The following is a 25,317-nucleotide window of genomic DNA, read 5'->3' on the forward strand; positions in this document are numbered from 1 at the left end:
TTTGCGGAGGCGGCGGTGCACGATCTAGGGTCGATGGTCATGACGGCTGACGATCTTCTCATCAGGAAGGCGGAGAAGGCGGACGCGGACGAGGTGTTCGCACTGGCCCGCGAGTTCGGCCTGACCTTCAGGCCCGAGCGCGAGGCCTTCGACGCGGCGCTTCCCCAACTCCTCGCCAACGACGACGCCCTCCTGCTCGTGGCCGTCGTGAACGGCCGGGTCGACGGTTACCTGCTCGGGTTCGTGCACCTGACGCTCTTCGCCAACGGGCCGGTGGCCTGGGTGGAGGAGGCCATGGTCCAGTCCGGGTCGCGGCGGCAGGGGATCGGGCGGACGCTGCTGGAGGAGTTCGAGCGGTGGGCCCGCACACGGGAGGCCGGCTACGTGGCGATGGCCACGCGGCGGGCGCCGGAGTTCTACCACGCGCTGGGCTACGAGGCGTCGGCCACGTTCTTCCGCAAGGTGCTGCGCTGACCTTCCTCCGGCCTGCGCGAGGCCCGGCGGTGAGCTGAGGTCCCGTGCTGGGCTGAGGTCCTGCGCTGAGTTCGGGAGCGACGCGACGGCCCGGGCCGGGCGTTTCCGTACGCTCCTCGCGAAGCTCCGGCTCGGCGTGGGTTTCTGTCGTGGCCGGATGGCATCCTTAGGGCGTGAGCATCCACGCCGTGAGCCCCCTGTTCGTCGGGCGTGCCCGCGAGCTCGCCGCCCTCGGTGACGCCCTGGGCCGGGCCCGCGCGGGCGCGTCGTCCACCGTGCTCGTCGGCGGCGAGGCGGGGGTCGGCAAGACGCGGCTGGTCAGGGAGTTCACCGGCCACAGGGCCGAGGACGCCAGGGTGCTCATCGGCGGCTGCCTGGAGCTGGGCACGGAGGGCCTGCCGTTCGCGCCGTTCACCGCCGTGCTGCGCGGGCTCGTGCGCGAGCTGGGCCGCGACGGCGTCACCGCGCTGGTGCCCGGCGGCGACACGCGCGGGCTGGCCCGGCTGCTGCCCGAGTTCGGCGAGCCGGGCGAGGAGGGGGCCGAGGCCAGGGCCAGGCTGTTCGAGCAGGTGCTCGGGCTGCTGGAGCGGCTCGCGGAAGACCGTCCCGTGGTGCTGATCGTCGAAGACGCCCACTGGGCCGACCGCGCCACCCGCGACCTGCTGACGTTCCTCGTCCGCTACCAGCGCACCGCGGCCCGCCTGCTCCTCGTCGTGACCTACCGCACCGACGAGCTGCACCGCTCCCACCCGCTGCGGCCGCTGCTCGCCGAGCTGGGCCGGGTCGAGTGGGTGACCAGGGCCGAGCTGCGCCGGCTCACCCGCAGGGAGGCCGTCGCCCTGGCCGCGGGCATCCTGGAGCGCGAGCCGTCCGCCGCCGACATGGACCTCATCTACGCGCGCAGCGAGGGCAACCCGCTGTTCGTGGAGGCGCTGCTCAGCGAGGCCGACGGCCAGGAGGCGCTGCCCGAGTCGCTGCGCGACCTGCTGCTGGCCGGCGTCGAGCGGCTGCCCGAGGAGACGCAGGAGCTGCTGCGGGTGGCCAGCGTCGGCGGTCAGCGCATCGAGCACGACCTGCTCAGCGCCGTGGCCGGGCTCGACGAGGAGAGGCTGTCGCGCGCCCTGCGCCCCGCGGTGGCGGGCAACGTGCTCGTGGTCGACGGCGAGGGCTACTCCTTCCGTCACGCGCTCATCCGCGAAGCGCTCGACGACGACCTGCTGCCCGGCGAGCACATCCGCCTGCACACCCGCTACGCCGAGGCCCTGGAGCGCGACCTGTCGATCCTGCCCGCCCCGCGCGGCGCGATCGAGCTGGCCCACCACACCCGGCAGTCCGACGACTACGCCTGGGCGCTGGTCAGCGCCTGGCGCGCGGCTGACGCGGCCCGCACCTCCACCGCCTACGACGTGCAGCTGCGCATGTTGTCCAGAGTGCTGGAGCTGTGGGACCTGGTGCCCGACGCGGCCGAGCGCATCGGCACCGACCGGATCGACGTGCTCAGGCAGACGGCCACGGTCGCCCACCTGGCCGGCGAGTACGAACGCGGCATCGCTCTGGGCAGTGCCGCCCTCGACGAGCTCGACCACGACGCCGACCCGGTGCGGACGGCCATGGTGCTGCGCCAGCGCGGCCTGACCCGCTGGGATCTCGGCCGTCCCGGCTTCCTCGACGACCTGCGCAAGGCCGCCGCCCTCGTGCCGGACGACGAGCTCAGGCTCCGTGGCCAGGTGCTGGAGACGTTCGCGCGCATGCTCACCGGCCCGGAAGACCTCCAGGAACGGCTCGACACGGCCCAGCGCGCGATCGAGCTGGGCCACGAGATCGGCGACGCCAACGTCGAGGCGCACGCGATGATCAGCCTCAACTGGGGCAAGGCGTGCTACTCCGAGATGGAGCTGCAGGTCGAGACGTTCGCCGAGGCACGCCGCATCGCCCAGCGCGACGGGGCCTACAACGCGCTGCTGCGCTGCGCGGTCTCCGAGTCCGACGCCTTCGAGGGCGCGGGCTGGCACGAGCGGGCCGCCCAGGTCGCCCGGCGCGGGATCGACGACGCCGCCCACTACGGGCTGGCCCGCACGTCCGGCACGTTCCTGTCGATCAACCTGGCCGAGCCGCTGCTGTCGCTCGGGCGCTGGGACGAGGCGCTGCAGGTGCTCGAACACGCGCTCGACCTCGTGCCGCCCCCGCCCTACCGGGCCAGTCTGCAGGGGCTGGCCACCGACATCGCGCTCGCGCGGGGGCAGCTCGACCGGGCCGAGGCCCTGATGGCCTCCTCACGGCAGATCGTGTCGCGGGGAACCTTCCGCGATCAGGTGACGCTGCCGCACCTGCGCAGGGAGGTGCAGCTGCTGTCGGCGCGGGGGCAGCCGGAGCAGGCGGTGGAGGTGGCGGCCAGGGCGCTGGAGGAGCGCGACCTGATGAGCAGCCCGCGCTACTCGTGGCCGGTGCTGGTGACCGTCGCGCGGCTCATCTGGGCCGTGGTGCCGTCCAAGCAGCTCACCGAGGTCCTGATGGGCGCCGCGCCCGGCGCGGGGCTGGGGGCGCTCGCGCGGCAGGCGCTGTCGTTGCTGCCGGAGATCCGGTCGATCGCCCTGCGGCTCGACACCATGGGGGAGTCCCAGCAGGCCCACCGGCTCACGTTCACCGCCCTGACCGGGCCCGAGCCGACGTCCGCCTACGTGAGCGACGCGGCCTCCTGGCAGTTCAAGGCGTGGGACCAGGCGGTGCGGGCCTGGGCCGAGCTGCGGGAGCCGTACCCGGAGGCGCAGTGCCTGGTCGGGGCGGCGCAGGCGGCGCTGTCGGCCGGCGACCGGCAGGAGGCGGCCGCCCGGCTGACCCGGGCGCGAGAGCTGGCCCGCGAGCTCGGCGCCACGCCGCTGCTCGAACAGCTCGACGTCTTCGGCCGGCGAGCCAGGCTCGGCGGCTCCGACGACGGCAACGACGGTCAGCCGCTCGGGCTGACGGCGCGGGAGCTGGAGGTGCTGCGGGAGGTGACCAGCGGGCGCAGCAACCGGGAGATCGCCGAGGCGCTGTTCATCTCGGTGAAGACGGTGAGCGTGCACGTGTCCAACATCCTGGCCAAACTGGGCGTGGCCACCCGAGGCGAAGCCGCCGCCACCGCCCACCGCCTCCGCCTGTTCGACCAGGACTAGGAGTGTGTCGAAGGCGCCGGTGTCGTTGCGCTGAGGCGGGGATAAATCGCTACTGCGACGGTGGAGGTGGCGAGTACGGTGTGGCTGGGGCCGGTGGTCGCGTTCGGCGGCTCACGGAGACGGACGCGCGGACGCGAAGGAGCGAATGGTGCCAGGCGCTGTGCTGCGCGAGGTGACTCTCGACTGTGCGGACCCGCGGGCGCTGGCGGGCTTCTACAGTGCGCTCACCGGGATGCGCGAACTCTTCAGTTCGGACGAGTTCGTCGCTCTGACGGACGGCTCCGGCTGTGACCTGGGGTTCCAGCGGGTTGCCGGATACCGGGCTCCGCAGTGGCCGGGTCAGGACGTGCCGCAACAGCTCCACCTGGATTTCCGGGCTGACGACCTCGATGCGGTGGAAGCGCTGGCCTTGGAGCTCGGCGCGGCCAAACCGGACCACCAGCCCGGCGACGGACGATGGCGGGTGCTCCTGGATCCGGCCGGCCACCCCTTCTGCCTGACGCCTTCCTGACACCGCCGGCGTCTGACAGGTATTCCTCGTCAGAGGCCGTAGCGCGCGGGCTTGGGTGAGCGGCTCGGTGGCGGGCCTGACTCTTGCGACGTCCGCGGTGGAGGCCGGGGCCCGCCGTTGAGACGTGGCGAGCCGGTGGGGTCAGCCGGTCAGCTGGGCTTCGAGGCGGTAGCCGTCCACGGTGACGTAGACCTGGTCGCCCGGGCGGGCGTTCAGGCGCATGAGGACCGGCTGCAGGGAGTCGAAGACCGGCTGGTGGCCCTGCCAGACCAGGACGATGGCGTTGTCGCCGGGGCCCGTCACCGACAGCAGGGTGCCGGGACGCATGCCCAGCTGGGCCGCGTACCCCTCCGGCACCGGCACCGGGCCGCCCCTGAGGTGTTCGGGGGTGACCTCGATGCGCTGCCAGCGGCGCGGGTCGGAGGACGGTCCCGGCAGTGGCGGCGGCGGGGTGGCGGGGGCGCCCGCCAGGCCGGGGAGCATGGGGGAGCGGCCGCCCGAGAGCGCCGACAGGGTGGCCAGCGCGGCGGAGGGGTCGATGGCTCCGGCGGTCGTCGCCGACGGGATGGGCTGGCCGCCCCGGTGGTGGTGGCCGTTGGCTCCAGGGGTACGCCGGGGCAGCGGCTGGGCCGGGGACGAGGCGGCGGCCACCGGGTCGGGGCCGGTCTCCGGGGGCAGCGCGTCGAGCCATGCCTTGGCGGAATGGGCGCGGATGCCCAGTTCGCCCATGAGCTCCACGAGGTCGGTGTCGGGCGGGCTGGCCGCCAGGAGCTGCCTCGTACGGCTCTGCAGCCCGTGCAGGTCGCCCACCACGAGCCAGCCGTCCTGGAAGCGGCGGTCCGGCATGAGCGTCACCAGGACGCGCCAGAGCGGCGTGCGCAGCGACGGGACCGTCACCGGGTGCGCCGGGTCGGCGCCGATGAGCTGATCCTCGGTGGCCGCCGCGCCCAGCCACTCGGTCAGGCGGAACATGTGGCCGGTGACCGGGGCGGACTCGGAGGAACGCAGCCAGTGCAGGACGCGCTCCTCGGCGGTGCGCTGGGCCTGCGAGAGCGCGTCCCGCTCGACGAGCATCTTGTGGGCGAGCGTACGGAGACTGACCGGGTCCTCGGCGAACAGCCGGTGCACGGCCACCGCCAGCTCCAGCTTGTCCAGACTGCGGAACAGGTTGTCCACGACGCGGACCATCGCGTGGTCGGTGTCGGAGGGGACCGGGCTGGGAGCCGAGTAGGAGGGGGTGGAGGCCGGCGGAGCGGAAGGGGCGGCGGCGGGAGTGCCCGCGGGGGCCGCAGGGGTTCCCGAGGCCGCGCGGGCGCTCGCTCCGGGGATTCCGGCTCCGGGGGTGCCGGCCGGGGGGAGCCCGGCGACGGGGTTTCCCGCCCCGGAGAGGCCGGCGGCGGGGTTGGCGGCTCCGGCCGTTCCCGCGCCCGCGTTCCCAGGGGCCGCCGCGCCAGGTGTTCCGGGGGCTCCAGAAGTCCCAGCGGCGGGGACTCCGGTGCCGGGAACGGGCGGGATCGAGCCGGTGTGCGGGCCGCCGCTGCCCGGGTGCGGGCCGTTGCCGGCCGGGCCGGCGGCGGACGGGGCCGCGGGGCCGCCGGTGTCAGGGCGGCCGGCCTGCGGGCCCGCGGGGCGCTGCGGAAGGCGTTCGGACTGGCCGGGCGCGGGGCGCTGCGGCAGGCCGCCCTCGCCCGCGAACCCCTGACGCGGGCTCGCGCCGCTCTGCGGCTGCGCCGAGAACGAGCCCGTCTGAGGCTGCGCGGAGAACGAGCCGGTCGAGCGCGAAGGGTTGTCGGAGGACGACGGCCCCGGGAAGGCGCCGCTCTGGCGGGCGTTGCCTTCCGAGGAGGGTACAGCGGGGAAAGAGCCCGTCTGAGGCGGTTTGCCCTCTGAAGACGGCACGGCGGGGAACGAGCCGGTGTGGCGCCGGTCCTTGTCCCGGCCGGGCACGGCAGGGAAGGAACCGGTGTGGCGCTGGTTGCCCGCGGAAGAGGGCGGCGCGGGGAAGAGGCTCTGGCGCGGACTGCTCTCCGAGGAGGGCACGGCCGGGAAGGAGCCCGTCTGACGCTGGTTGCCCTCCGAGGACGGCGGCGCGGGGAAGGCGCCGGACTGGCGCCGGTCGTCGCCCTGGCCGGGTGCGGCGGGGAACGAGCCCGTCTGAGGCGAGGTGCCCTCGGCGGCGGAGAAGGACCCGGTCGGGCTGTCGGTGGAGGTCGGCGCTGGGAAGACGCCCTGCTGGCGGGAGTTGCCCTCAGAAGACGGCACCGCGGGGAAGGACCCGGTGGAGCGGGGGCCGCTGTCGGCCGCCGACGGCACGGGGAAGGCGCCGCTCTGGCCGGGCGCGGGCCGGCGGAGGTCGCCCTGCCCCTGCCCCTGCCCGGCGAACGGGCCGGTCGGCTGAGGGCCGCTCGGGTTGGCCTCGGACGGGGTGAAGGCGCTGCGCGGCTGCGGCGTGCCGTCGGGCCCGACCGCGGGAAAGGTGCCCGTGCCACGAGAGGTGACGGGCATCTGGTCACGCTGCAGCGGCCGGGTGACCTCGGGATGGCCCGCGGCGACCGGAATCTCGCGATGGGCGGGGATGCGGCCCAGGATCTCGCGCAGGACCGAGCCGATCACGACCTCGGGCGTGGCCGACGGGGTGCCCAGGTCACTGGGCGACAGGCGGCGCAGCCGCTGCCAGCCGCCGAGACCGGTGACGGCGGTGCGGGTGGCCTCGGACCACCCGGGCAGCGCGGGGTCGATGTGGTGAACGGTCAGCGCGGGCAGCAGGTCGGCCAGCGGCAGGTGATCCCAGCGGGCGGCGGCCAGCTTGGCCAGGCGCTCGCAGATCCAGTCGAGCCCGGCGGTGCCGAGCGCCTTCGACAGCGGCAGGGAGGACCACCACCCCGCCGGCAGGCGCGGATCGCCCAACGCCTCGGCCACCTGCTGAGGGCGGCTCCAACGCAGCGCAGGGATGAGGTCGCTCAGGCAGATCGATGACTCGACTTCCATCGGCGGACCTTATCCTCCCCAGTGAGCCGCGTGTGCTGCCCGTAACGCATGTGGCTAATGGTGCAAGCCTACGCGGCAAGCTATCAATCAGTGTGAATAGGGTAAAGACGGTTCAGATCCAAACCGTACCGTGGACGGCCCCCCACCTGGGCCACACATGCGGCACCGGCACGGCAGCCGGCCTCCAGCGCGGCCTGTTCGGCGGAGCCGAGCAGAGTGGCGGCGAGGAACCCGGCGGCGAAGGCGTCACCCGCCCCCGTCGAGTCCACGACCTCGGCGGACACACCTTCCGCGGTCGCCACCACCTCTCCGTCGACGGCCGCCAGTGCTCCGCCGGCGCCGAGCTTCACGACCGCTGTGCCGTATGTCTCACTCAAGAGTACGGCCGCCCGCGTGGCCGTCGCCGCCCCACTGAGCAAAAGGGCCTCGTCGAGATTGGGGATGACCAGCCCGGCCGGTGCCGTCTCGCGGATGAAACGTTCGACGCCGAAGTCGCGCAGCGGGCCCGTGGAGGCCGGATCGACGCTGATCGCCACGCCCGCCGCCGCCGCGTCCGCCATCGCCCGCCTGGCCAGGCGCAGCCCGGCCTCGGCGAACAGCACGTATCCGGACAGGTGCAGCATGGCGACGCCGTCGAGCAGGGACGGATCCCAGTCGGCCTCGGAGATCAGGCCGGCGGCGCCGCGGTTGGTGAGCATCGAGCGTTCGCCGCTCTTGTCCACCATCGCGATCACCACCGCCGTGGGGTGCGCCGGGTCCACGGCGAAGTGCGGGGTGACGCCCGTCTTGATGAGCTCGGTGGCGTGCCACTCGCTGCTGTCGTAGCCGAGCCTGGCCAGCAGGTGGACCTCGGCGCCCAAAGAGGCGGCCCAGGCGGCGGTGTTCGCGCCCGAGCCGCCGGGACGCAGCACGATGTCGGCCGCCGTGTCGGTGCCCGCCGTGACGGGTGCGCCGTGCCTGGCCACGACGTCGGTGACCACGTCGCCGATGACGAGCAGGGCGCCGTCCGTCACGATCTGGCCCAGGACAGGGCGATCTGGGCGGCCAGGGCGGTGTTTCCGCGTACGGCGGCCAGGTTGGCCTCCAACGACGCGCCGCCGGTGCCGTCCACCAGGTAGCCGAGCAGGAACGGGGTGATCGCCTGTCCCTTGACGCCCTCACGCTCGGCGGCGGCCAGCGCCTCGCCGAGCACGCGGTCGTGCAGCTCGGGGTCGAGCTGCTGATCCTCGGGGACCGGGTTGGCCACGATGAGGGCGCTGTCCGCGCCGCCGAGCGCGTCCTGGCCGCGCATGATGGCCGCCGCGTCGCCGGGCGACTCGATCCGCCACTCGATCGGCTGGCCGGAGGAGTGCAGGTAGAAGCCGGGGAAGTAGCCGGTACGGAAGCCCACCACGCTCACGCCCCGCGTCTCCAGCCGCTGCAGCGTGGCCGGCACGTCGAGGATCGACTTGACCCCGGCGCAGACGACGGTGATGCGGGTGGCGGCAAGTGTACCGAGATCAGCGGACTCGTCCTGGTCCTCGACCCAGCCGCGGTGCACGCCGCCGAGCCCGCCGGTGGCGAAGACGCGGATGCCGGCGCGGGCGGCCAGGAAGGACGTGGCCGACACGGTGGTGGCGCCGCTGGCCTTCAGCGCCGCCGCCACGGGCAGGTCGCGCTGGCCCAGCTTGCGCAGCCCCGACTCGGTCGCGATGCGCTCAAGCTCGACCTCGTTCAGGCCGATGCGGGGCACGCCGTCGAGCACGGCGATCGTGGCCGGCACGGCGCCCGCCGCGCGTACGACACCCTCCATTTCCCGCGCCACCTCCAGGTTGCGCGGCTGCGGCAGCCCGTGGGAGATGATCGTGGACTCCAGGGCCACGACCGGCGCGCCGCTTGCCAGGGCCTCGGCGACCTCGTCGGACGGCCGCAGAAGGGAGTCGGTGGTGCTGCGCATGGTGAGTTTCGTGCTCCTTGTGTGGTCCTTGGCCCTGACATAGGAGGAACGGCCGTTTTCACGGGATTTGTTCCGAACCGAGCAGCGTACGGGCACCCGGCCCGGCCGTCCACCTGAGGATCACACGAGAACCGCGACCCCCGCCAGGGACGTGGCCGCGATGATCGCCGTGGCGAACCCGCCGAGCAGCGCCGCCCGGCCTCCCCTGGCCAGTTTCCGCAGGTCGATGCCGGTGCCGAGACCGAACAGGGCGGCGGCCATGAGCACGTTCGTCAGTGCGGGAACGGCCGCCGTGATCGCCTCGGGCACCAGCCCGGTGCCGCGGAGCAGCACCATCGCGAGGAACGCGGCCACGAACAGCGGCACGATCGGCGGCCTCGCCCCGGCCTTCCGCTCGTTCGCCCCGCCGAGCCGCTGGTCGTGCGCCCCGAGCCGCCGGTCGTGTGTCCCGCGCCGCAGGTAGGACGTCAGGGCCACGATCGGGGCCAGCAGCACCACGCGCCCCAGTTTGACCGTCACCGCGCCGGCCAGCACTCCTGAGGCGGCGCCGATCGCGGCCACCTGCGCCACCTCGTGCACGGCGGCGCCCGTCCACACGCCGAGCTGCGCCGCCGACAGGCCCAGGAGCGAGCCCAGGAGGGGTACGAGGGGGATGGCCGCGGTCCCGTACAGGACCACGACCCCGAGCGCGCTCGCCGCGGCCTCGTCGTCGTCGGCCAGGCCGGCGCTCTCCCGCATGGCGGCGATCGCGGCGGCGCCACAGATGGACACCCCCGTCGCGATGAGCAGCGACGTGCCGGGGCTCACGCCGAGCGCGCGCCCAATGAGCTGGGTCGTGACGAACGTGAGCCCCGTCGCGACCGTCACGATCGCCAGCGTCCGCCAGCCGAGCCCGAGCACGTCGGGAAGGGCGATCTGCAGGCCGAGCAGGGCGATCGCGACGCGCAGCACCCGCCTGGAGACGAACGCGAGCCCGGGCCGGAACCGCGTGCCGATGCCCGTCAGGTTGGCCATGAGGGCGCCCGCGAGGACGGCGATGACGGCGGGGCTGAGCGCGGGGACGTACCGGTTGACGATCATCGATAGCGCCGTCGCGACGACCGCCACGAGAAGACCGGGCCACAGGAGCCGGGCGTTTTCCCGGACGGATGCCCAGGTCGTGATGCGGATCGCTGTGCGGACGGGTGCCCAGGCGGTCGCCCACCTGGTTCTCCGGGCGGATTGCTGGGTGGGTCGGGCGGTGGGCTCCTGCGCGATGGGTTCCTGAGCGGTGGGCTCCTGCGCGGTGGGCTCCTGCGCGGTGGGCTCCTGCGCGGTGGCGGGCATGATCTCAGTCTTCTGAGCGGCGGAAGCGGCCGGTAGCCACGCCTTGCCTGGGAGGTCATAGCCTGTGGCTATGAGTGCGCTGCCCGATCTCGACTCGCTGAAGCTCCTCGTTGACGTCGGCGAGCTGGGCAGCCTCGGGCGCGCCGCCAGGGCGGCGGGGATCGCGCAGCCGTCCGCCAGCAAGCGCGTCGCGCAGCTCGAACGCCGCCTCGGCCTGCCGCTGATCGAGCGTACGCCGCGCGGCTCCGCGCTCACCGCCGAGGGCAAGATGGTGGCCGGGTGGGCCGCGCAGGTGCTCGCCGCCGCGCAGGAGCTCATGCGGGCCGTCCAGGCCGTGCGCCACGGCGAGGCCGCCCATCTGCGGGTGGCCGCCAGCATGACGGTGGCCGAGTACCTGGTGCCGCGCTGGCTCGGCGAGCTGCAGAACCGGGAGCCCGACGTGCAGGTGGGTCTCGACGTGGTCAACTCCGCCGACGTGGCGGCGCGGGTGCTGGCCGGGGAGGTGGAACTGGGGTTCGTGGAGGGGCCCAGCGTGCCGGACGGGCTGGGTGAGAGGGTCGTGGGGACCGACCGGCTGGTGGTCGTGGTGGCGCCGGGGCATCCGTGGGCGCGCCGCCGTACGGCGCTGAGAGGTCCTGAGCTGGCCGCCACGCCCCTCGTGGTACGTGAGCCAGGCTCGGGCACCCGGGAGACGCTGGACGTCGCCTTCGGCGGCCTGCACCGCGCCAGCCCGCGGCTGGAACTGGGATCGAACTCGGCGGTCAAGGGCGCGGCCCAGGCGGGGGCGGCGCCGGCGGTGCTGAGCCGGTATGCGGTGGAGACCGACGTGGACACCGGGCGGCTGGTGGAGGTGCCGCTGGCGGGCATCAACCTGGTCAGAAGCCTGCGCGCGGTATGGCGACGCGGCCGAGCACTGACCGGCCCAGCCGCTACCCTCCTGTCAATAGCCAGCCGCCCCTGACATCGGTCGCCTCTGACGCCGCGCGCCCCCGCCCCGACCAGGCCCGCCCCTGACGCCGCAGGCCGGTGATGCCGCCCACCCGTGATGCCGGGCCGCCGGTGACACCAGGCGCCCGTGGCACCGGCCGACTTACCTCGACGCCGACTCCGTGACGCCGGCCCCGACTGGCCCCCACCCCGTGACCCCGATTCCGTGGCTCGGGCCCTCTGATTCCGGCCTCATCACCCCTGCCTCATCACCCCTGTCCGACGTCGGCTCTTGACGTCGGACAGGGGTGGGGGCCGGTGACGTCGGTCGTGGCGTTGACGAATGGTGTGGTTTGGGTCGTATGGTGCGGTGGTGAGTAGGTTCGACGTGGTCATCGCAGGCGGCGGGCACAATGGGCTGGTCGCGGCCGCCTATCTCGCCAAGGCCGGGCGCAGGGTGCTGGTGCTGGAGCGCTACGGCCACGTGGGCGGGCTGGCGATCTCCACGCGCGCCTTCTCCGGGGTCGACGTGCTCCTGTCGCGTTACTCCTACCTGGTCAGCCTCCTGCCCTCGGGCATAGTCCGCGACCTGGGGCTCGACCTGGAGCTGCGCCGCCGCCGTTACGCCTCCTACACGCCGCGAGGCGAGCGCGGCCTGCTCGTGGACAACGAGGACGACCTGCGTACGGCGGCCTCGTTCAGGGACGTCACCGGCGGCGAGGCCGACCACGAGGCGTGGCGGCGTTTCTACGGCATGGTCGGCGAGGTGGCGCGGGCCCTGGCCCCCACCCTGCTCGAACCCCTGCGCCCCCAGGCCGAGATCGAGCGCCTGGTCGGCGCCGAGGCGTGGCGTGACCTGTTCGCCCAGCCGATCGGCCGGACGGTGGACGAGCGGTTCGGTGACGACACCGTGCGCGGGGTCGTGCTCACCGACGCGCTGATCGGCACGTTCGCCGACCCCGACACCGATCTGCTGGCCAACCGGTGCTTCCTCTACCACGTGATCGGCGACGGCACCGGCGAGTGGAACGTCCCCGTCGGCGGCATGGGCGCGGTCTCCGGCGCGCTGGAGGCGGCGGCCAGGCGGGCGGGCGCCGAGATCAGGACCGGCGCCGAGATCGTCGGCATCGCGCCGACGGGCGAGGTCACGTACGTGGCCGAGGACGGCGAGCACACGGTGAACGGCGGCCACGTGCTGGTCAACCTGCCGCCCGCCGTGCTCGATAGGGTGCTGGGCCGCCCCGTGACGGTGCCGGAGGGCGCGCAGCTCAAGGTCAACATGGTGCTCACGCGGCTGCCCAGGCTCAAGGACCCCTCGGTGGACCCGCGGGCGGCCTTCAGCGGTACGTTCCACATCAACGAGGGACGTGGCCAGCTCGACACCGCGTACGCGCAGGCGGCGCGCGGCGAGATCCCTGAGCTGCCGCCGGCCGAGGTCTACTGCCATTCGCTGACGGACCCGTCGATCCTCGGTCCTGAGCTGCGGGGCCGCGCGGAGACGATGACGTTGTTCGGCCTGCACATGCCCGCCCGCCTTTTCCGGAAAAATCCGGAAAAGGCGCGGAAGATGGCTCTGGACGCCACCTTCGCCTCCATCAACACGGTCCTGGCCGAGCCCATCGAGGACTGCCTGCTCCGCGCCCCCGACGGCTCCCTCTGCGTCGAGGCCAAGTCGCCCGTCGACCTCGAACGCGACGCGGGCCTGCCCGGCGGCCACATCTTCCACACCGACCTGAGCTGGCCGTACGCGGAGGAGGGCGGCTGGGGCGTGGAGACCGAGCACGAGCGGATCCTCATGTGCGGCGCCGGCGCCCGCAGGGGCGGCGCGGTGAGCGGGATCGGCGGCCACAACGCCGCGATGGCCCTGCTGAGACGCTGAAGAACGCCCTTTCGCCGGTCTTGGTGCCTGCCGGCTGCTGGCAAGGGCTTATGAACCGGCCCGGGCCTCCGCCTCGATCGAGCCGGAGCGCCTGCGGCCCAGGACCCGTCCCGACCGTGAGCGGTAATTGTCGGACGGGTCCGGCAGGATGGTCGCCGTGATCTCTTATCAGCTGGTCATCGACTGTACGGAGCCGGAGCGGATGGCCCGGTTCTGGGCCGGCGCGCTGCGTTACGCGGTGGAGCCCCCGCCCGGCGCGTTCGCGACCTGGCGGGACTACTGGCGCAGTCTCGGCGTGCCGGAAGACGAGCTGGGCGAGGGCGACTGCAGCGACAGCATCGTCGATCCCGAGGGGCACGGGCCGAGGATCTGGTTTCAGCAGGTGCCCGAGGCCAAGGTGGTCAAGAACCGGTTTCACCTGGACGTGCAGGTGGGCGGCAGGCGGGAGGACGTGCCCCTGGAGACCAGGAAGGCGCGGGTGGACGCCGAGGTCGAACGGCTGGTCCAGGCGGGGGCGTCCGTCGTGCGGGTGCTGTCGCAGCCCGGGGTCGATCACTACGCGGTGGCGATGACGGATCCGGAGGGAAACGAGTTCGACGTGGTCTGACCCCTTCTCCGCACGTCGTCGTGGGTCTGACGCCGTGCCCCGCACGTCGTCACGGCTGTCCCGCGTCTTCGCCGTCGGGTCAGCGATGTCGCCGTCGGGTCGGCGATCAACCCCTCTGCCGGCAGGCTCTCAGTCGTCCGTGATGAGCTTGGTGGCCACCTCCAGCGCCACCGCCGTGCGTTCGGACTCCTCCAGCCCCAGGTCGAAGAGCGACGGCACGTTCCCGATGATCACCGCGAAGACCGCCAGCCTGGCCTCGAACTGCTTGACCGGGCCGGCGTCCGGCGTGGCCAGCAGTGACAGCATGCTCAGCACCCCGGCCTGCAGCCGCTCGCCGGCCGCGCTCTGCCGCATGATCCCCTGGTTCACCTGCGCGAACCTGAACAGCGGACGCCACTGGTCCTCCAGCAGCCCGGCGATGCGCCGCAGGATCTCCAGCCGGGCCTCGGCCGTCGCCGGCTGCTGCTTGGCCCAGGTCACCAGTTCCTCGATGGACTCCCCGAGCCGGTCCACCACGCTGGCGAGGATCGCCTCCTTCGTCCGGAAGTGGTAGTAGAGCGCCGGTCTGGTGATGTCCAGCCGCTCGGCCACCTCCTGCAGCGTGGTCTTCTCGTATCCGTGCTCGGCGAACAGCTCCAGCGCGACCTGCTGGATTCGCTCTCGTGTGTCCGTCCGCCGCCCGGCCATGCCACTCCCTCACTTGACGACCGGCCCAACATTGCTTACTTTCGCGTAAGTAAGCAATGCGGTCCGGCTTGTAGGGAGCAGACTATGGCTCAGCCCTTCCCTGTCCAGCGCACGTGCCCGTTCGCGCCCCCGCCCGAGTACGAGCGGATGCGCGAGCAGGCTCCCCTCGTCAAGGGCACGCTCTTCGGCGCCGACGTGTGGCTCGTCACCCGGCATGCCGAGGCCAAGCAGGTCCTGGCCGGCCCCGGCATCAGCACCAACCCGGCCACCCCCGGCCATCCCAGCGCCCCGCCCGAGGACGAGCAGACGACGCCGGAGGAGCGGGCGGCGCGGGAGAAGTTCACCGCCGGCCACTTCATCGACCTCGACCCGCCCGAGCACAGCAGGTTCCGGCGCCTGCTCATCCCCGAGTTCACCGTCAGGCGGATGAGGGAGCTGCGGCCCGGCATCCAGCGGATCGCGGACGAGCTCATCGACGACCTGCTCGCCAAGGGCCCCGAGGCCGACCTGGTGGAGGCGTACGGGCTGGCGCTGCCGTCCCTCGTCATCTGCCAGTTGCTCGGGGTCCCGTACGCCGACCGCGAGCTCTTCCAGTCGCGGACCAGAAAGATGGTCTCCTCCATCGACGATCCGCAGGCCCGCATGGCCGCGGCGATGGACATCCGCGACTACCTCGACACGCTGATCACCTCCATGGCCGAGCAGCCGGGAGACGACCTGTTCGGGCGGCTGATCGCCGGCGGCGCGCTCACCCATGACGAGCTCGTGGGCGTGGCCTTCCTGCTGCTCGTCGCCGGTCACGAGACCACCGCGAACATGATCCCGCTGTCCGCGCTCACCCTGCTGCGCCATCCGGAACAGCTCGCCGTGCTGCGCGCCGACCCGTCGGGCTGGCCCGCGGCGGTTGACGAACTGCTGCGTTACCTGTCGATCGTGGACTGGGTGGCGTTCGACCGGGTCAGCACCGAGGACCAGGTGATCGGCGGGCAGCAGGTGAAGAAGGGCGAGGGCATCTACGTGCTCGGCGCCAGCGCCAACAGGGACGAGCGGGCGTTCGAGCGGCCCGACGCGTTCGACCCCGGGCGCGGCGCCAACCACCACGTGGCCTTCGGCTACGGCGTGCACCAGTGCCTGGGCCAGAACCTGGCGCGGGCCGAGCTGGAGATCGCCCTGCGCACGTTGTTCGAGCGCGTGCCGGGGCTGCGGGTCACGATGGCCGACGAGGAGCTGCCCGCCAAGTACGATGGAGCCATCTTCGGTCTCACGGCGATGCCCGTCACGTGGTGACCTGTCGGCGAATCCCTCATCGACTCCTCATGAAGCCGGTGTGAGATCCTTCATCGCGTTCTCATGATGACCCCTTAGTTTTTCTTATATGAACGAGCCCGCACGGTTGCTGGTAGTGGACGACGAGCCCGCCTTGCGCGAGGCCCTGCAGTCGAGCCTGGAGTTCGAGGGCTACAAGGTCGTCACCGCCGTCGACGGGCAGGAGGCGCTCGACGCCGTCGCCACGGACTCCTTCGACGCGGTGCTGCTCGACGTCATGATGCCCCGGCTCGACGGGCTGACCGCGTGCCGCAGGCTGCGCGCGTCCGGCAACCACATCCCCGTGCTCATGCTCACCGCTCGCGACGCGGTCGGCGACCGGGTGTCGGGGCTCGACGCGGGCGCCGACGACTACCTCGTCAAGCCGTTCGAGCTGGACGAGCTGCTGGCCCGGGTGCGCGCCCTGCTGCGGCGGGGCGCGCTCAGCGCGGGCACCCCCGAGGGTGACTCGCTCTCCTACGGCGACCTGCGGATGGACCCGTCGACCAGGGAGGTCACCCGCGGCGAGCGCAGGCTCGACCTGACCAGGACCGAATACCTGCTGATGGAGCTGTTCCTGGCCCATCCGCGCCAGGTGCTGACCCGCGACCAGATCCTCAGCGAGGTGTGGGGCTTCGACTTCGAGCCGACTTCCAACTCCCTCGACGTCTACGTGATGTACCTGCGGCGCAAGACCGAGGCCGGCGGCGAGCCGCGGGTGATCCACACCGTGCGCGGGGTGGGGTACGTGCTGCGGGCCACGGCGTGAGAACCGGCCGCCTGCGCGCGCGGGTGGCCGGCCTGGCCACCCGCGGCAGCCTGCGCACCCGCCTGACGCTCCTGGTCACGGTGGCCGTGGCGGTGGCCATCGCGATGTGCGCGGCGCTGTCGTACGTCATCCTGGCGGACCGGCTGCGCGGCAACCTCGACATGACCATCAAAGCGTCGGTGGACCAGGGCGACAAGAAGTGGCTCATGGAGCACTGCTCGTCCGACGGCACGCCGGGCCCGTTCGCCGACGGGTTGGCCACGCTGCTCTTCAAGGACGGCACCACCTGCTCGGTCGGCCCCTCGCCCATCCTGGCCGACTACGAGCAGGACAAAGAGGCCTTCGAGCCGTGCGAGCCCGTCTACCGCTACGGCGAGACGCGCGACGGCAAGCGGGTCCGGGTGGTGACGGTGCACTTCAAACCCGGCGTCGCCGTCATGGAGGCCAGACCGTACGGGCACATCGAGCGGACGAAACGCATCGCCGCCCTCACGCTCGGCGGCATCACCGCGCTGGGCGTGCTCGGCGCGGCCTGGGCCGGGCTCGCGATCTCCCGTGCCGCGCTGCGCCCGGTCGGCGACCTGACCCGGGCGGTCGAGCACATCGCGCAGACCGAGGACCTCGGCACCCGCATCCCCGTCACGGGCACCGACGAGATCGCCCGCCTGTCCTCCTCGTTCAACGCCATGACCGCCGCCCTGGCCGGATCGAGGGATCGCCAGAAACAGCTGGTCGCCGACGCCGGCCACGAGCTGCGCACCCCGCTCACGACCCTGCGCACCAACATCGACCTGCTGCTGCGCAGCGAGCAGACCGGCCGCAGCCTCGATCCAGGCGCCAAGGAGCGCCTGCTGATCAACGTCAAGGCGCAGTTCGCCGAGCTGTCCACGCTCGTGGCCGACCTGCTCCAGCTCGCCAGGGGCGACAGCGACCACGAGCCGCACGTCGAGCTGGGGCTGCACGAGGTCGTCACCGCCGCCGTGGAACGCGCCAGGCTGCGCGGGGCCGAGGTCGCCACCGACCTCCAGCCCTGGTACGTCGTGGGCAGCGCCTCCTCGCTCGAACGCGCCGTGCTCAACCTCATCGACAACGCCGCCAAGTTCAGCCCCGGCGGCCAGGTCGAGGTGAGGCTGAGCGACGGGCGCCTGACCGTCCACGACCACGGGCCAGGGCTGCCGGAGGAGGAGCTTCCGCACGTCTTCGAGCGGTTCTGGCGCTCCCCGTCGGCCCGCGGGCTGCCGGGGTCGGGGCTGGGGCTGGCGATCGTGGCCCAGGCCGTCGGCGAGGCCGGGGGCGAGGTACGCCTGGCCAACGCGCCCGGTGGCGGGGCGATCGCGACCGTGGACCTGCCGGGAAGCCCGGATCGCCGCGCGGAGCCGGGCACCCCGCTCTGAGCCCCGGGCGTGCCCTTTCGGGCGCGGATGGGGGTTGACAACGATGTCAATGCGTTTCTTGATGGTCATATGGCCGTACCGCTGATCGACGCCCGCGGGATCGTGAAGAGCTACGGGCAGGTCGAGGCGTTGCGGGGAGCGGACTTCAGCCTGCATCGGGGCGAGGTCGTCGCGCTCATCGGCGACAACGGGGCCGGCAAGTCCACGCTGGCGAAGATCCTGTCCGGGGCCGAGCGGCCCGACGGCGGGACGATCGCGCTCGATGGCGAGAGCGTCGCCTTCGGGACCGTGGAGGAGGCCAGGGCGGCCGGGATCGAGACCGTCTACCAGGACCTCGCGCTGTGCGCCGACCTCAGCCCCGCCGCCAACTTCTTCCTCGGCAGGGAACGGCTCCGGCCGGGGCTGCTCGGGCTGCTCGGCGTGCTGGACAACGCCCGGATGCGGCGGGAGACCCTGGAGGCGTGCGAACGGCTCGGGGTGCGGCTGGCCTCGATGAGCGCGCCGGTGTCGGCGCTGTCCGGTGGGCAGCGGCAGGGGGTGGCCGTGGCCAGGGCCGCGACGTGGGCGCGGCGGGTGGTGTTCATGGACGAGCCCACCGCGGCGCTGGGCGTGCTGCAGACGCGGCGGGTGCTCGACCTGATCAGGAGCGTCCGGGACGCGGGCGTGTCCGTCGTGCTGATCAGCCACAACATGCAGGACGTGATGGCGGTGTCCGACCGGGTCGAGGTGTTGCGGCTGGGGCGGCGGGTGGCCGCCTTCGAGACCGGCCGGGCGTCGATGGAGGAACTCGTCGGCGCCATGACCGGCGCCATGGAACAGGACGAGCAGAACGGGCGGGACGAGACGTCCGCACAGGGCGGGGCCGCGGAGGCGGCGGACGAGCGGCGGGAGGGGCGGGCATGAAGGCGGTGCGTGAGCTGGGCCGGCTGCAGATCGTGTGGATCGGGCTGGTGCTGGCCGGGCTGCTCGTGGCCTTCTCCGTGCTGGCCCCCGGCTCCTTCCCCACGTCGTTCAACCTGCTCAACCTGGTCAGCGACGCGGCCATCCTGCTGCTGCTGGCCACCGGGATGACGTTCGTGATCGTCACGGCGGGGATCGACCTGTCGGTGGGCGGCGTGCTGGTCTTCTCCGCCGTGGTGGCGGCCAAGGTCATTGAGGGGACGGGGTCGCTGACGCTCGGAGCGGTGGCCGGGGTGGTCACCGGGCTGGGGTGGGGCGTGCTGAACGGCGTCCTCGTGGCGCTTGGACGCATCCCCGCGCTGATCGTCACCCTGGGGACGCTGGGCATGTCGCTGGGCGGGGCGCTGCTGCTGACGGGCGGGGTGGACCTGCGCGCGCCGACCGAGCTGAACCTGGGGCTGGGCCTCGCGCGCTGGCTCGGGGTGCCGTTGATCGTGTGGGTGTGCGCCGCCATCACCGCCGTCGCGGGGCTGGCGCTCGCCTTCACGCGCTTCGGGCGGCACACGTACGCGATCGGCTCGAACGCCGAGGCGGCCCGGCGCGGCGGCGTGGCCGTGCGCGGGCATCTGATCAAGGTGTACGGGCTGGCGGGGCTGCTGGCCGGGCTGGCGGGCTACCTGTCGCTGGCCAAGTACGGCATCACCGGCGTGTCCGCGCACTCCACCGACAACCTCCAGTCCATCGCCGCCGTGGTGATCGGCGGCACGTCGCTGTTCGGCGGCGTCGGCACGGTGGCGGGGACGGTCATCGGGGTTTTCATCCCCGTCGTGCTCCAGAACGGGTTCCAGATCCTCGGCGTGCGGCCGTTCTGGCAGCAGGTGGTGGTGGGCGCCGTGCTCGTCGCCGCCGTGTACGTGGACCAGTGGAGGCGCAGGGCCCGCGATCAGTAGCAAGGCGACAGGAGGCACCACCATGCGCAAGGCGATGGCCGTACTCGGGACGCTGATGTTGATCACCGCGTGTGGCGGCGGCGGGGGCGGTGGTGGCACCGACCAGGTCAGGGTGACGCTCGTGCAGGGCCTGGCGGGGGAGGAGTTCTACGAGACCATGGCGTGCGGCGCGCGGGCCAAGGCCCAGGAGCTCGGGGTGGCGCTGGACGTGCAGGGGCCGCAGAAGTTCGATCCCACGCTGCAGACTCCGATCGTGAACTCGGTCGTCGCGGGCAAGCCCGACGCCCTGCTGATTGCGCCGACCGACGTCAAGGCGATGATCGCGCCGCTGACCCAGGCCAAACAGCAGGACATCAAGATCATCCTGGTGGACACGGTGGTCGAGGACCAGAGCATCGGGCTCTCGCGGATCAGCACGGACAACCTCAAGGGCGGCGCGGCGGCGGCGAAGGCGCTGTCGGAGCAGATCGGTGGCAAGGGGAAGGTGCTGGTGATCTCGACCGATCCCGGGGTGAGCACCGTGGACGCGCGGATCAAGGGGTTCGAGGACGAGATCAAGGCGAACCACGCGGGGGTCGGCTACCTCGGGGTGCAGTACTCGCACAACGACGTCGGCGAGGCGTCCAGGATCGTGAACGCGGCCCTGGCCAAGGACACCGACCTGGCGGGCATCTTCGCGGCCAACCTCAACTCGGCCACCGGCGCCGGGTCGGCCCTGCAGCAGGCGGGCAAGCTGGGTGAGGTCAAGATGGTGGGCTTCGACGCGGGGCCGGCCCAGGTCAAGCAGCTCAAGGACGGTGTCGTCCAGGCGCTGATCGCTCAGCTGCCCGGTGAGATCGGGGCGAAGGGGGTCGAGCAGGCGGTCGCGGCGGTCAAGGGACAGCAGGTCACGCCGTCGATCCCGACCGACGCCACGATCGTGACGGCGCAGAACGTGGACCAGCCCGAGGTGCAGAAGGTGCTCTACAAAGCCGGCTGCTGACCCGGCGCCAGAGCGACGGTCTCAGGCGGGGAGAGCGGCCAGGAGGAAGGCGAGGCGGGCGGCGGCGGACTCGACGTCCGCCGCCGTGCCCAGGCGATAACCCCACGAGGTGATGAACGCTCCCTCGTCGGAGCAGGTCACGGTCTCGGCGAGGGTGGCCGAGAAACGGTTGCGGACCGACACGTACGCCGGGTCGCTGGCCAACGCGAGGCTCTGGACGGCCAGGTCGGCGTGCCGACCGGCGTGCCAGGCGAACCGCTCGAGGCAGAGCGCGGTATCGAGCATCATGCGTCACCTCCGCAACGTCTCGCGACAGAATTGCACGATCTTGTGGTGGGAGGCAAGCAATTGCTGCGGTTAATGTGGACTTTGTTTCCGATATTCGTGAAGAATCGCCATGATGACCTCCCGCCCCGATTCCTCGAACTCCGCCACCTTCGCGTAATCGTCGAAGGCCCGGACGTAGAAGGCGATGTCGTCGGGGTCGCGCAGGATCAGGTCCTTCGTCATGGTGGCGACGGCGACCATGGCCTCGTTGTAGATCCAGAACCCGTTGACCGGGTTGGCCGGCAGCTCGGTGCCGAAGGGGATCACGCCGAACTCCACGTTCGGCAGTGTGCTGACCGCGAGCAGGCGGTCGAGCTGGCCGCGCATGACCTCGGGTGGCGCGAGCGCGGTGCGCAGCGCGGCCTCGCTCACCACGAACCTGAACGTGCGCGTGCGGTCGTACAGGATCTCCTGGCGCTGCATGCGCACCCGCACGGCCGCGTCGATCTGGTCGGCCGCGCTGTAGAGGCGCTTGACCTTCTGGAAGACGTGGCGGGCGTATTCGGAGGTCTGCAGCAGGCCCACGATGATGCCGGGCTCGAAGACGCGGAAGAGCTTGGTGCGCGATTCGAGGTCGCGGACGTCCTCCTGGAGCGCGGCCAGGCCGCTGCGGTGGCGCTGCTTCCAGTCGTCGTGCCGCTCCAGCAGCGCGATCGACTGCCTGAGCAGGCCGTCCGTCGTGTCGGGCGAGGCGCCGACCGCCTGCGCCCACACGACCACGTCATCCTCGGTCGCCGTCTGCCTGGCGTTTTCCAGCCTGCTGACCTTGGAGGGCTGCCAGCGCAGCCGCTCCGCCAGCTCCTTGCCCGACAGATGGGCGGCCTCGCGCAGCTGACGTAGCTGACTGCCGAGGTCGATGCGCGCCTGCTGAAAGGACGTCACGCCGCAAGAGGCTAGTCCCGCTTGCGTCGATCATGCCAGGGCCTGCCGCAATTGTGATCAACCGGTTGCCGTGGGTGTTCTTTCGCTGGTCGGGAAAGCGTTTGCCGCGTACTCGGGCAGGACGCGGCGGGCGATCTCGGTGAGGAGCTCGCGGGGGACCTCTACCGCGGCCTCGCCGTCGAGGACGTCGCGGAGATCGGCGAGCGCCTCCGCGTCGGTGACTTGCAGACCTTGGACGACGATGGTGCCGCGGTCGGTCTCGTACAGGGTGGGACAGGCGCCCGCCTCCGAAGTGGAGCCGAGGAACCGCATGCGCATGACGATCCTTCCCCGATGAAAGGTGCAATTGCGCGCAATTGTACGTCCCCAAAGATGAGGTGTGATCGTTTTTCCGGAAATCACGACATAAGTCCGAGTTGGCAACGTCGGGTAAAGGGAAGAAATGGGCGCTTTGCTGGTTGAAGTCCGGTTCAGTCGAGGGCGCCGGCCATGAACTGCCCGGCCCGCTCGAACAACCCCAGCGTCGTCGCGTGCAACAGGTCGCCGATGTCCTTCGGCGCCTTGCCGGCGAACGCCCGCGCGTGGGTGCCCTCCAGCACGATGCCGAGCTTGAAGCAGGCCATCACCGCGTACCAGCCGACGGCCGACAGGTCCCGCTCCGACAGCGCCGAGTAGTAAGCGATGATCTCCCGCGGCCCCGGCAGGCCGGGCACGTGGCCGTTGTTGCTGGGCCAGGTGGCCACCAGCCAGCCCAGGTCGAGCAGCGGGTCGCCGATCGTGCACATCTCCCAGTCCACGATCGCGGCCACGCGGGGGCCGTCGCAGGCGAACATGAGGTTCGCGAAGTGGTAGTCGCCGTGCATGACGCCCGGCGTGAACGTGCGGGGCAGGTGCCGGGTGAGCCAGTCGGCCGTCTCGCGCAGGCCGGGGATGTCGGGCCCCGGATAGCCGTCGAGCTCGCCGTACGAGTCGAGCTCCTTGAGCCAGCGCGGGACCTGCCGTTCGAGAAAGCCCTCGGGCCGGCCGAACCCCGGCAGTACCTCCGGATCCACCCGCCCCAGCTCGGCCAGCGCCGCCGCGGCCTCCAGCCCCATGCGGTGCCTGATCGCGGGGTCCGACGCGTGCGGCTCGGGCAGCCCGGTCGAGGGGTTGAACCCGTCCACCGGCTCCATCAGGTAGAACACCGGCTCCCGCTCGGTCTGCGCGGCCACCAGCCGGGGCGCTGGCACCTGCGTGCCGCGCAGTGCCGCCAGCACCCGCGACTCACGGCGCAGGACCTCGTTGCTCTTGCGGCGGGCGTGCACGGGCGGCCGGCGCAGGATGTACGGGCGGCCGCCGCGCTCGAAGCGGATCATGACGTTCTGCGTGCCGCCCAGGACCGGCGCCGCGCCCGTGATCGGGCCGCCGGGGAGCCCCTGGGCGTCCATCCACGCGCCGAGCGCGTCGAAGTCCACGGTGGCGACGTCGATGTGGGTGGAGGTCATGGACCGCCCTTCTCACCAGAACGATGTTCTGCGCCTCGACCCTAGAGAGCGTCGCACGCACGGTCAACCCGGATTCCGGCCGGCGCCCCGCTCACACCAGGGTGACGGGAACGTCCGTGGGGCAGGCGCGCAGCTCCTCGCCCAGGGCCTTCGCCTGCGGGTCCATCCGCGGGCTGGCCGCTACGCCGCGGCCGAGCAGCCCGTGGACGACGAAGTTGAGCGCGTTGACGTTGGGCAGCGGATGGCAGTCGATCCGGTACGGCGCCAGATCGGGGAGCAGTTCCTTGAGCCGATCGACCGTCAGGTGACCCGCCAGCCAGGCGTAACGCTCCGGTGTGTCGGCCCAGACGCCCAGGTTGGCGTTGCCGCCCTTGTCCCCTGACCGGGCACCGGCGATCCGGCCCAGCGGGATCCGCACGGTCGCCGGGTGATCGACCGGCGCGACCAGCGTGGCCGGGCCGGCAGGTGTGGCGGGTGCGGCCGTGTCGGCGGGCGTGGCCGGGGCTGCGGGCACAGCGGGCGTGGCGGAGGCGATCGGCGGGGCCGAAGGCTCCGGCGCGTCCGGCGGCGGGTAGGGCAGTTCCTCCCCGTCCACGAACACCCGCGCCCGCACCTCCGACGCCGGCACCAGGACCGGCCAGTACACCCCGTACGCCGACGCGTTCCCCGGCGGCGTCAGCCCGTAGAAGCCCGGATAGCTGGCCAGCCCCGTCTCCACCACGGCCGAGGAGAAAGCCCGGCCCGCCGTGCGCTCGTCGGCGGACATCACCGTGATCCGCAGCAGCCCCGAGTCCGTCAGCGTCACGTCCACCTCGTCGAACGACTCCCGCGGGATCCGCGCCCACAGGGCCTCCTCCGCCACCCGCGCCTTGTCCGGCAGATCCAGGCCCGTCAGCACGAGCGTCATCGTGTTGCGGTAACCGCCGAGGTAGTTGACGGCCACCTTGAGCGTGCCGGGCGGCGGCTCGCCGCGGACGCCGGAGATCAGCACCCGGTCGGGCCCGTCGTCCGAGAGCGTGATCGTGTCGAACCTGGCCGTCACATCAGGGCCGAGGTAGCGGGGGCCGCCCAGCTCGTACACCAGCTGTGCCGTGACCGTGCCGACCGAGACCAGCCCGCCCGTGCCGGGATGCTTGGTGATCACGCTGGAGCCGTCGGGCCGCAGCTCGGCCAGCGGGAAGCCGCAGTGCGCGAGGTCGGGTACGTCCTGGAAGAACGCGTAGTTGCCGCCCGTGGCCTGGCAGCCGCACTCGATGACGTGCCCCGCCACCACGGACCCGGCCAGCGGGTCGAGGTCGCCGGGACCCCACCCGTACCGCCAGATGCCGGGACCCGTCACCAGCGCCGCGTCCGTCACCCGGCCCGTCACCACCACGTCCGCCCCCGCGGACAGCGCGGCGGCGATCGGCCGGCCGCCGAGGTAGGCGTTGGCGGTCAGCGGGGTGGCCTCAAGGCGCTCGCCGGTGTCGGCGTTGACCAGGTCGAGCGGCCGGCCGGTGAGGTCGTCGCCTGTCACGTGCGCCACGGAGAGGGACAGGCCGAGGCGTCCGGCCAGCTCGTGCACGGCCCGCGCGCAGCCCGCCGGGTCGAGCCCGCCCGCGTTCGTCACGATCTTGATGCCCCGGTCGAGACAGGTGCCGAGGACGTCTTCCAGCTGGCGCAGGAACGTCGGCGCGTAGCCCGGACGGCCCTTGAGCCGGTTGCCGGCCAGGATGAGCATCGTCAGCTCGGCCAGCCAGTCGCCGGTCAGCACGTCGATCGGCCCGCCCTCGACCATCTCCCTGGCCGCGGAGAGGCGGTCGCCGTAGAAGCCGCTGCAGTTCGCGATGCGCAGCAT

Annotated in this window: 22 protein-coding genes; 12 read left to right on the top strand and 10 right to left on the bottom strand. The window is 72.3% G+C overall.

The features are described 5' to 3' along the window. The first annotated feature begins 39 nt into the window (after window positions 1–39). From AB0C27_RS17875 to AB0C27_RS17885, 3 genes are all read left to right on the top strand, one after another. Entirely contained in the window at window positions 40–474 is a 435-nt protein-coding gene (locus AB0C27_RS17875) for a GNAT family N-acetyltransferase (protein ID WP_357844907.1), read from the top strand. Window positions 475–647: 173 nt separating this feature from the next. Then, a complete protein-coding gene (locus AB0C27_RS17880; protein WP_357844910.1) occupies window positions 648–3,626 on the top strand; it encodes an AAA family ATPase in 2,979 nt (992 codons plus the stop codon). Between the two features lie 160 nt (window positions 3,627–3,786). Then, window positions 3,787–4,137, top strand: coding sequence for a VOC family protein (locus AB0C27_RS17885; protein ID WP_357844913.1), 351 nt, complete (start codon window positions 3,787–3,789; stop codon window positions 4,135–4,137). 141 nt (window positions 4,138–4,278) lie between these two features. Here AB0C27_RS17885 and AB0C27_RS17890 read toward each other — a convergent pair whose 3' ends face one another. From AB0C27_RS17890 to AB0C27_RS17905, 4 genes are all read right to left on the bottom strand, one after another. Further along, the gene (locus AB0C27_RS17890; protein WP_357844916.1) at window positions 4,279–7,125 is read right to left on the bottom strand and encodes a hypothetical protein; all 2,847 of its coding nucleotides are present in this window, start codon (window positions 7,123–7,125) and stop codon (window positions 4,279–4,281) included. An 83-nt stretch (window positions 7,126–7,208) separates the two neighbouring features. Next, on the bottom strand, window positions 7,209–8,138 hold the full coding sequence (locus AB0C27_RS17895) for a PfkB family carbohydrate kinase (protein ID WP_357844919.1): 930 nt from the start codon (window positions 8,136–8,138) through the stop codon (window positions 7,209–7,211). Beyond that, window positions 8,135–9,061, bottom strand: a complete 927-nt coding sequence (locus AB0C27_RS17900; protein ID WP_357844922.1) for a pseudouridine-5'-phosphate glycosidase — start codon at window positions 9,059–9,061, stop codon at window positions 8,135–8,137. The genes AB0C27_RS17895 and AB0C27_RS17900 overlap by 4 nt, the downstream gene beginning before the upstream one ends. A 120-nt stretch (window positions 9,062–9,181) precedes the next feature. Beyond that, on the bottom strand, window positions 9,182–10,387 hold the full coding sequence (locus AB0C27_RS17905) for a putative sulfate exporter family transporter (RefSeq protein ID WP_357844925.1): 1,206 nt from the start codon (window positions 10,385–10,387) through the stop codon (window positions 9,182–9,184). A 70-nt stretch (window positions 10,388–10,457) separates the two neighbouring features. Between AB0C27_RS17905 and AB0C27_RS17910 the strand changes: the two genes are divergently transcribed. From AB0C27_RS17910 to AB0C27_RS17920, 3 genes are all read left to right on the top strand, one after another. Next, on the top strand, window positions 10,458–11,348 hold the full coding sequence (locus tag AB0C27_RS17910) for a LysR substrate-binding domain-containing protein (RefSeq protein WP_357844928.1): 891 nt from the start codon (window positions 10,458–10,460) through the stop codon (window positions 11,346–11,348). 339 nt (window positions 11,349–11,687) lie between these two features. Next, window positions 11,688–13,193, top strand: coding sequence for an NAD(P)/FAD-dependent oxidoreductase (locus AB0C27_RS17915; RefSeq protein WP_357844931.1), 1,506 nt, complete (start codon window positions 11,688–11,690; stop codon window positions 13,191–13,193). A 148-nt stretch (window positions 13,194–13,341) separates the two neighbouring features. Beyond that, window positions 13,342–13,800 (top strand): VOC family protein, encoded by a 459-nt coding sequence (locus tag AB0C27_RS17920; protein WP_357844933.1) that lies wholly within the window; start codon window positions 13,342–13,344, stop codon window positions 13,798–13,800. Between the two features lie 129 nt (window positions 13,801–13,929). Here the strand turns inward: AB0C27_RS17920 and AB0C27_RS17925 are convergent, their stop codons facing one another. Beyond that, window positions 13,930–14,487 (bottom strand): helix-turn-helix domain-containing protein, encoded by a 558-nt coding sequence (locus tag AB0C27_RS17925; protein WP_357844936.1) that lies wholly within the window; start codon window positions 14,485–14,487, stop codon window positions 13,930–13,932. A gap of 84 nt (window positions 14,488–14,571) precedes the next feature. Here AB0C27_RS17925 and AB0C27_RS17930 point away from each other — a divergent pair, with 84 nt between their 5' ends. From AB0C27_RS17930 to AB0C27_RS17955, 6 genes are all read left to right on the top strand, one after another. Then, window positions 14,572–15,774 carry a cytochrome P450 gene (locus tag AB0C27_RS17930; RefSeq protein WP_357844939.1) on the top strand — a complete coding sequence of 401 codons (1,203 nt, stop codon included), beginning with the start codon at window positions 14,572–14,574 and terminating at the stop codon, window positions 15,772–15,774. Window positions 15,775–15,862: 88 nt separating this feature from the next. After that, entirely contained in the window at window positions 15,863–16,561 is a 699-nt protein-coding gene (locus tag AB0C27_RS17935) for a response regulator transcription factor (protein ID WP_346113975.1), read from the top strand. Continuing rightward, window positions 16,558–17,955, top strand: a complete 1,398-nt coding sequence (locus tag AB0C27_RS17940; protein WP_357844943.1) for a HAMP domain-containing sensor histidine kinase — start codon at window positions 16,558–16,560, stop codon at window positions 17,953–17,955. Before AB0C27_RS17935 ends, AB0C27_RS17940 begins: the two co-directional genes overlap by 4 nt. A gap of 69 nt (window positions 17,956–18,024) precedes the next feature. Further along, complete coding sequence (locus tag AB0C27_RS17945) at window positions 18,025–18,858, top strand: ATP-binding cassette domain-containing protein (RefSeq protein WP_357844946.1); 834 nt, start codon at window positions 18,025–18,027, stop codon at window positions 18,856–18,858. Continuing rightward, window positions 18,855–19,805, top strand: coding sequence for an ABC transporter permease (locus AB0C27_RS17950; RefSeq protein WP_357844949.1), 951 nt, complete (start codon window positions 18,855–18,857; stop codon window positions 19,803–19,805). The genes AB0C27_RS17945 and AB0C27_RS17950 overlap by 4 nt, the downstream gene beginning before the upstream one ends. Window positions 19,806–19,827: 22 nt before the next feature. Continuing rightward, entirely contained in the window at window positions 19,828–20,787 is a 960-nt protein-coding gene (locus AB0C27_RS17955; protein ID WP_357844952.1) for an ABC transporter substrate-binding protein, read from the top strand. A 21-nt stretch (window positions 20,788–20,808) separates the two neighbouring features. Here the strand turns inward: AB0C27_RS17955 and AB0C27_RS17960 are convergent, their stop codons facing one another. The 5 genes from AB0C27_RS17960 to AB0C27_RS17980 form a co-directional block, all read right to left on the bottom strand. After that, window positions 20,809–21,075, bottom strand: a complete 267-nt coding sequence (locus AB0C27_RS17960) for a hypothetical protein (RefSeq protein WP_357844955.1) — start codon at window positions 21,073–21,075, stop codon at window positions 20,809–20,811. A 69-nt stretch (window positions 21,076–21,144) separates the two neighbouring features. Then, on the bottom strand, window positions 21,145–21,996 hold the full coding sequence (locus AB0C27_RS17965) for a helix-turn-helix transcriptional regulator (RefSeq protein WP_357844958.1): 852 nt from the start codon (window positions 21,994–21,996) through the stop codon (window positions 21,145–21,147). A gap of 57 nt (window positions 21,997–22,053) precedes the next feature. Beyond that, window positions 22,054–22,314: a hypothetical protein gene (locus AB0C27_RS17970; RefSeq protein ID WP_357844961.1), complete on the bottom strand. Its 261-nt coding sequence runs from the start codon at window positions 22,312–22,314 to the stop codon at window positions 22,054–22,056. A gap of 152 nt (window positions 22,315–22,466) precedes the next feature. Then, complete coding sequence (locus AB0C27_RS17975) at window positions 22,467–23,480, bottom strand: phosphotransferase family protein (RefSeq protein ID WP_357844964.1); 1,014 nt, start codon at window positions 23,478–23,480, stop codon at window positions 22,467–22,469. Between the two features lie 91 nt (window positions 23,481–23,571). Next, a complete protein-coding gene (locus AB0C27_RS17980) occupies window positions 23,572–25,317 on the bottom strand; it encodes an acyclic terpene utilization AtuA family protein (protein WP_357845293.1) in 1,746 nt (581 codons plus the stop codon).

The sequence above is a fragment of the Nonomuraea sp. NPDC048882 genome (genome assembly GCF_040649755.1).
Lineage (GTDB): Bacteria > Actinomycetota > Actinomycetes > Streptosporangiales > Streptosporangiaceae > Nonomuraea > Nonomuraea maheshkhaliensis.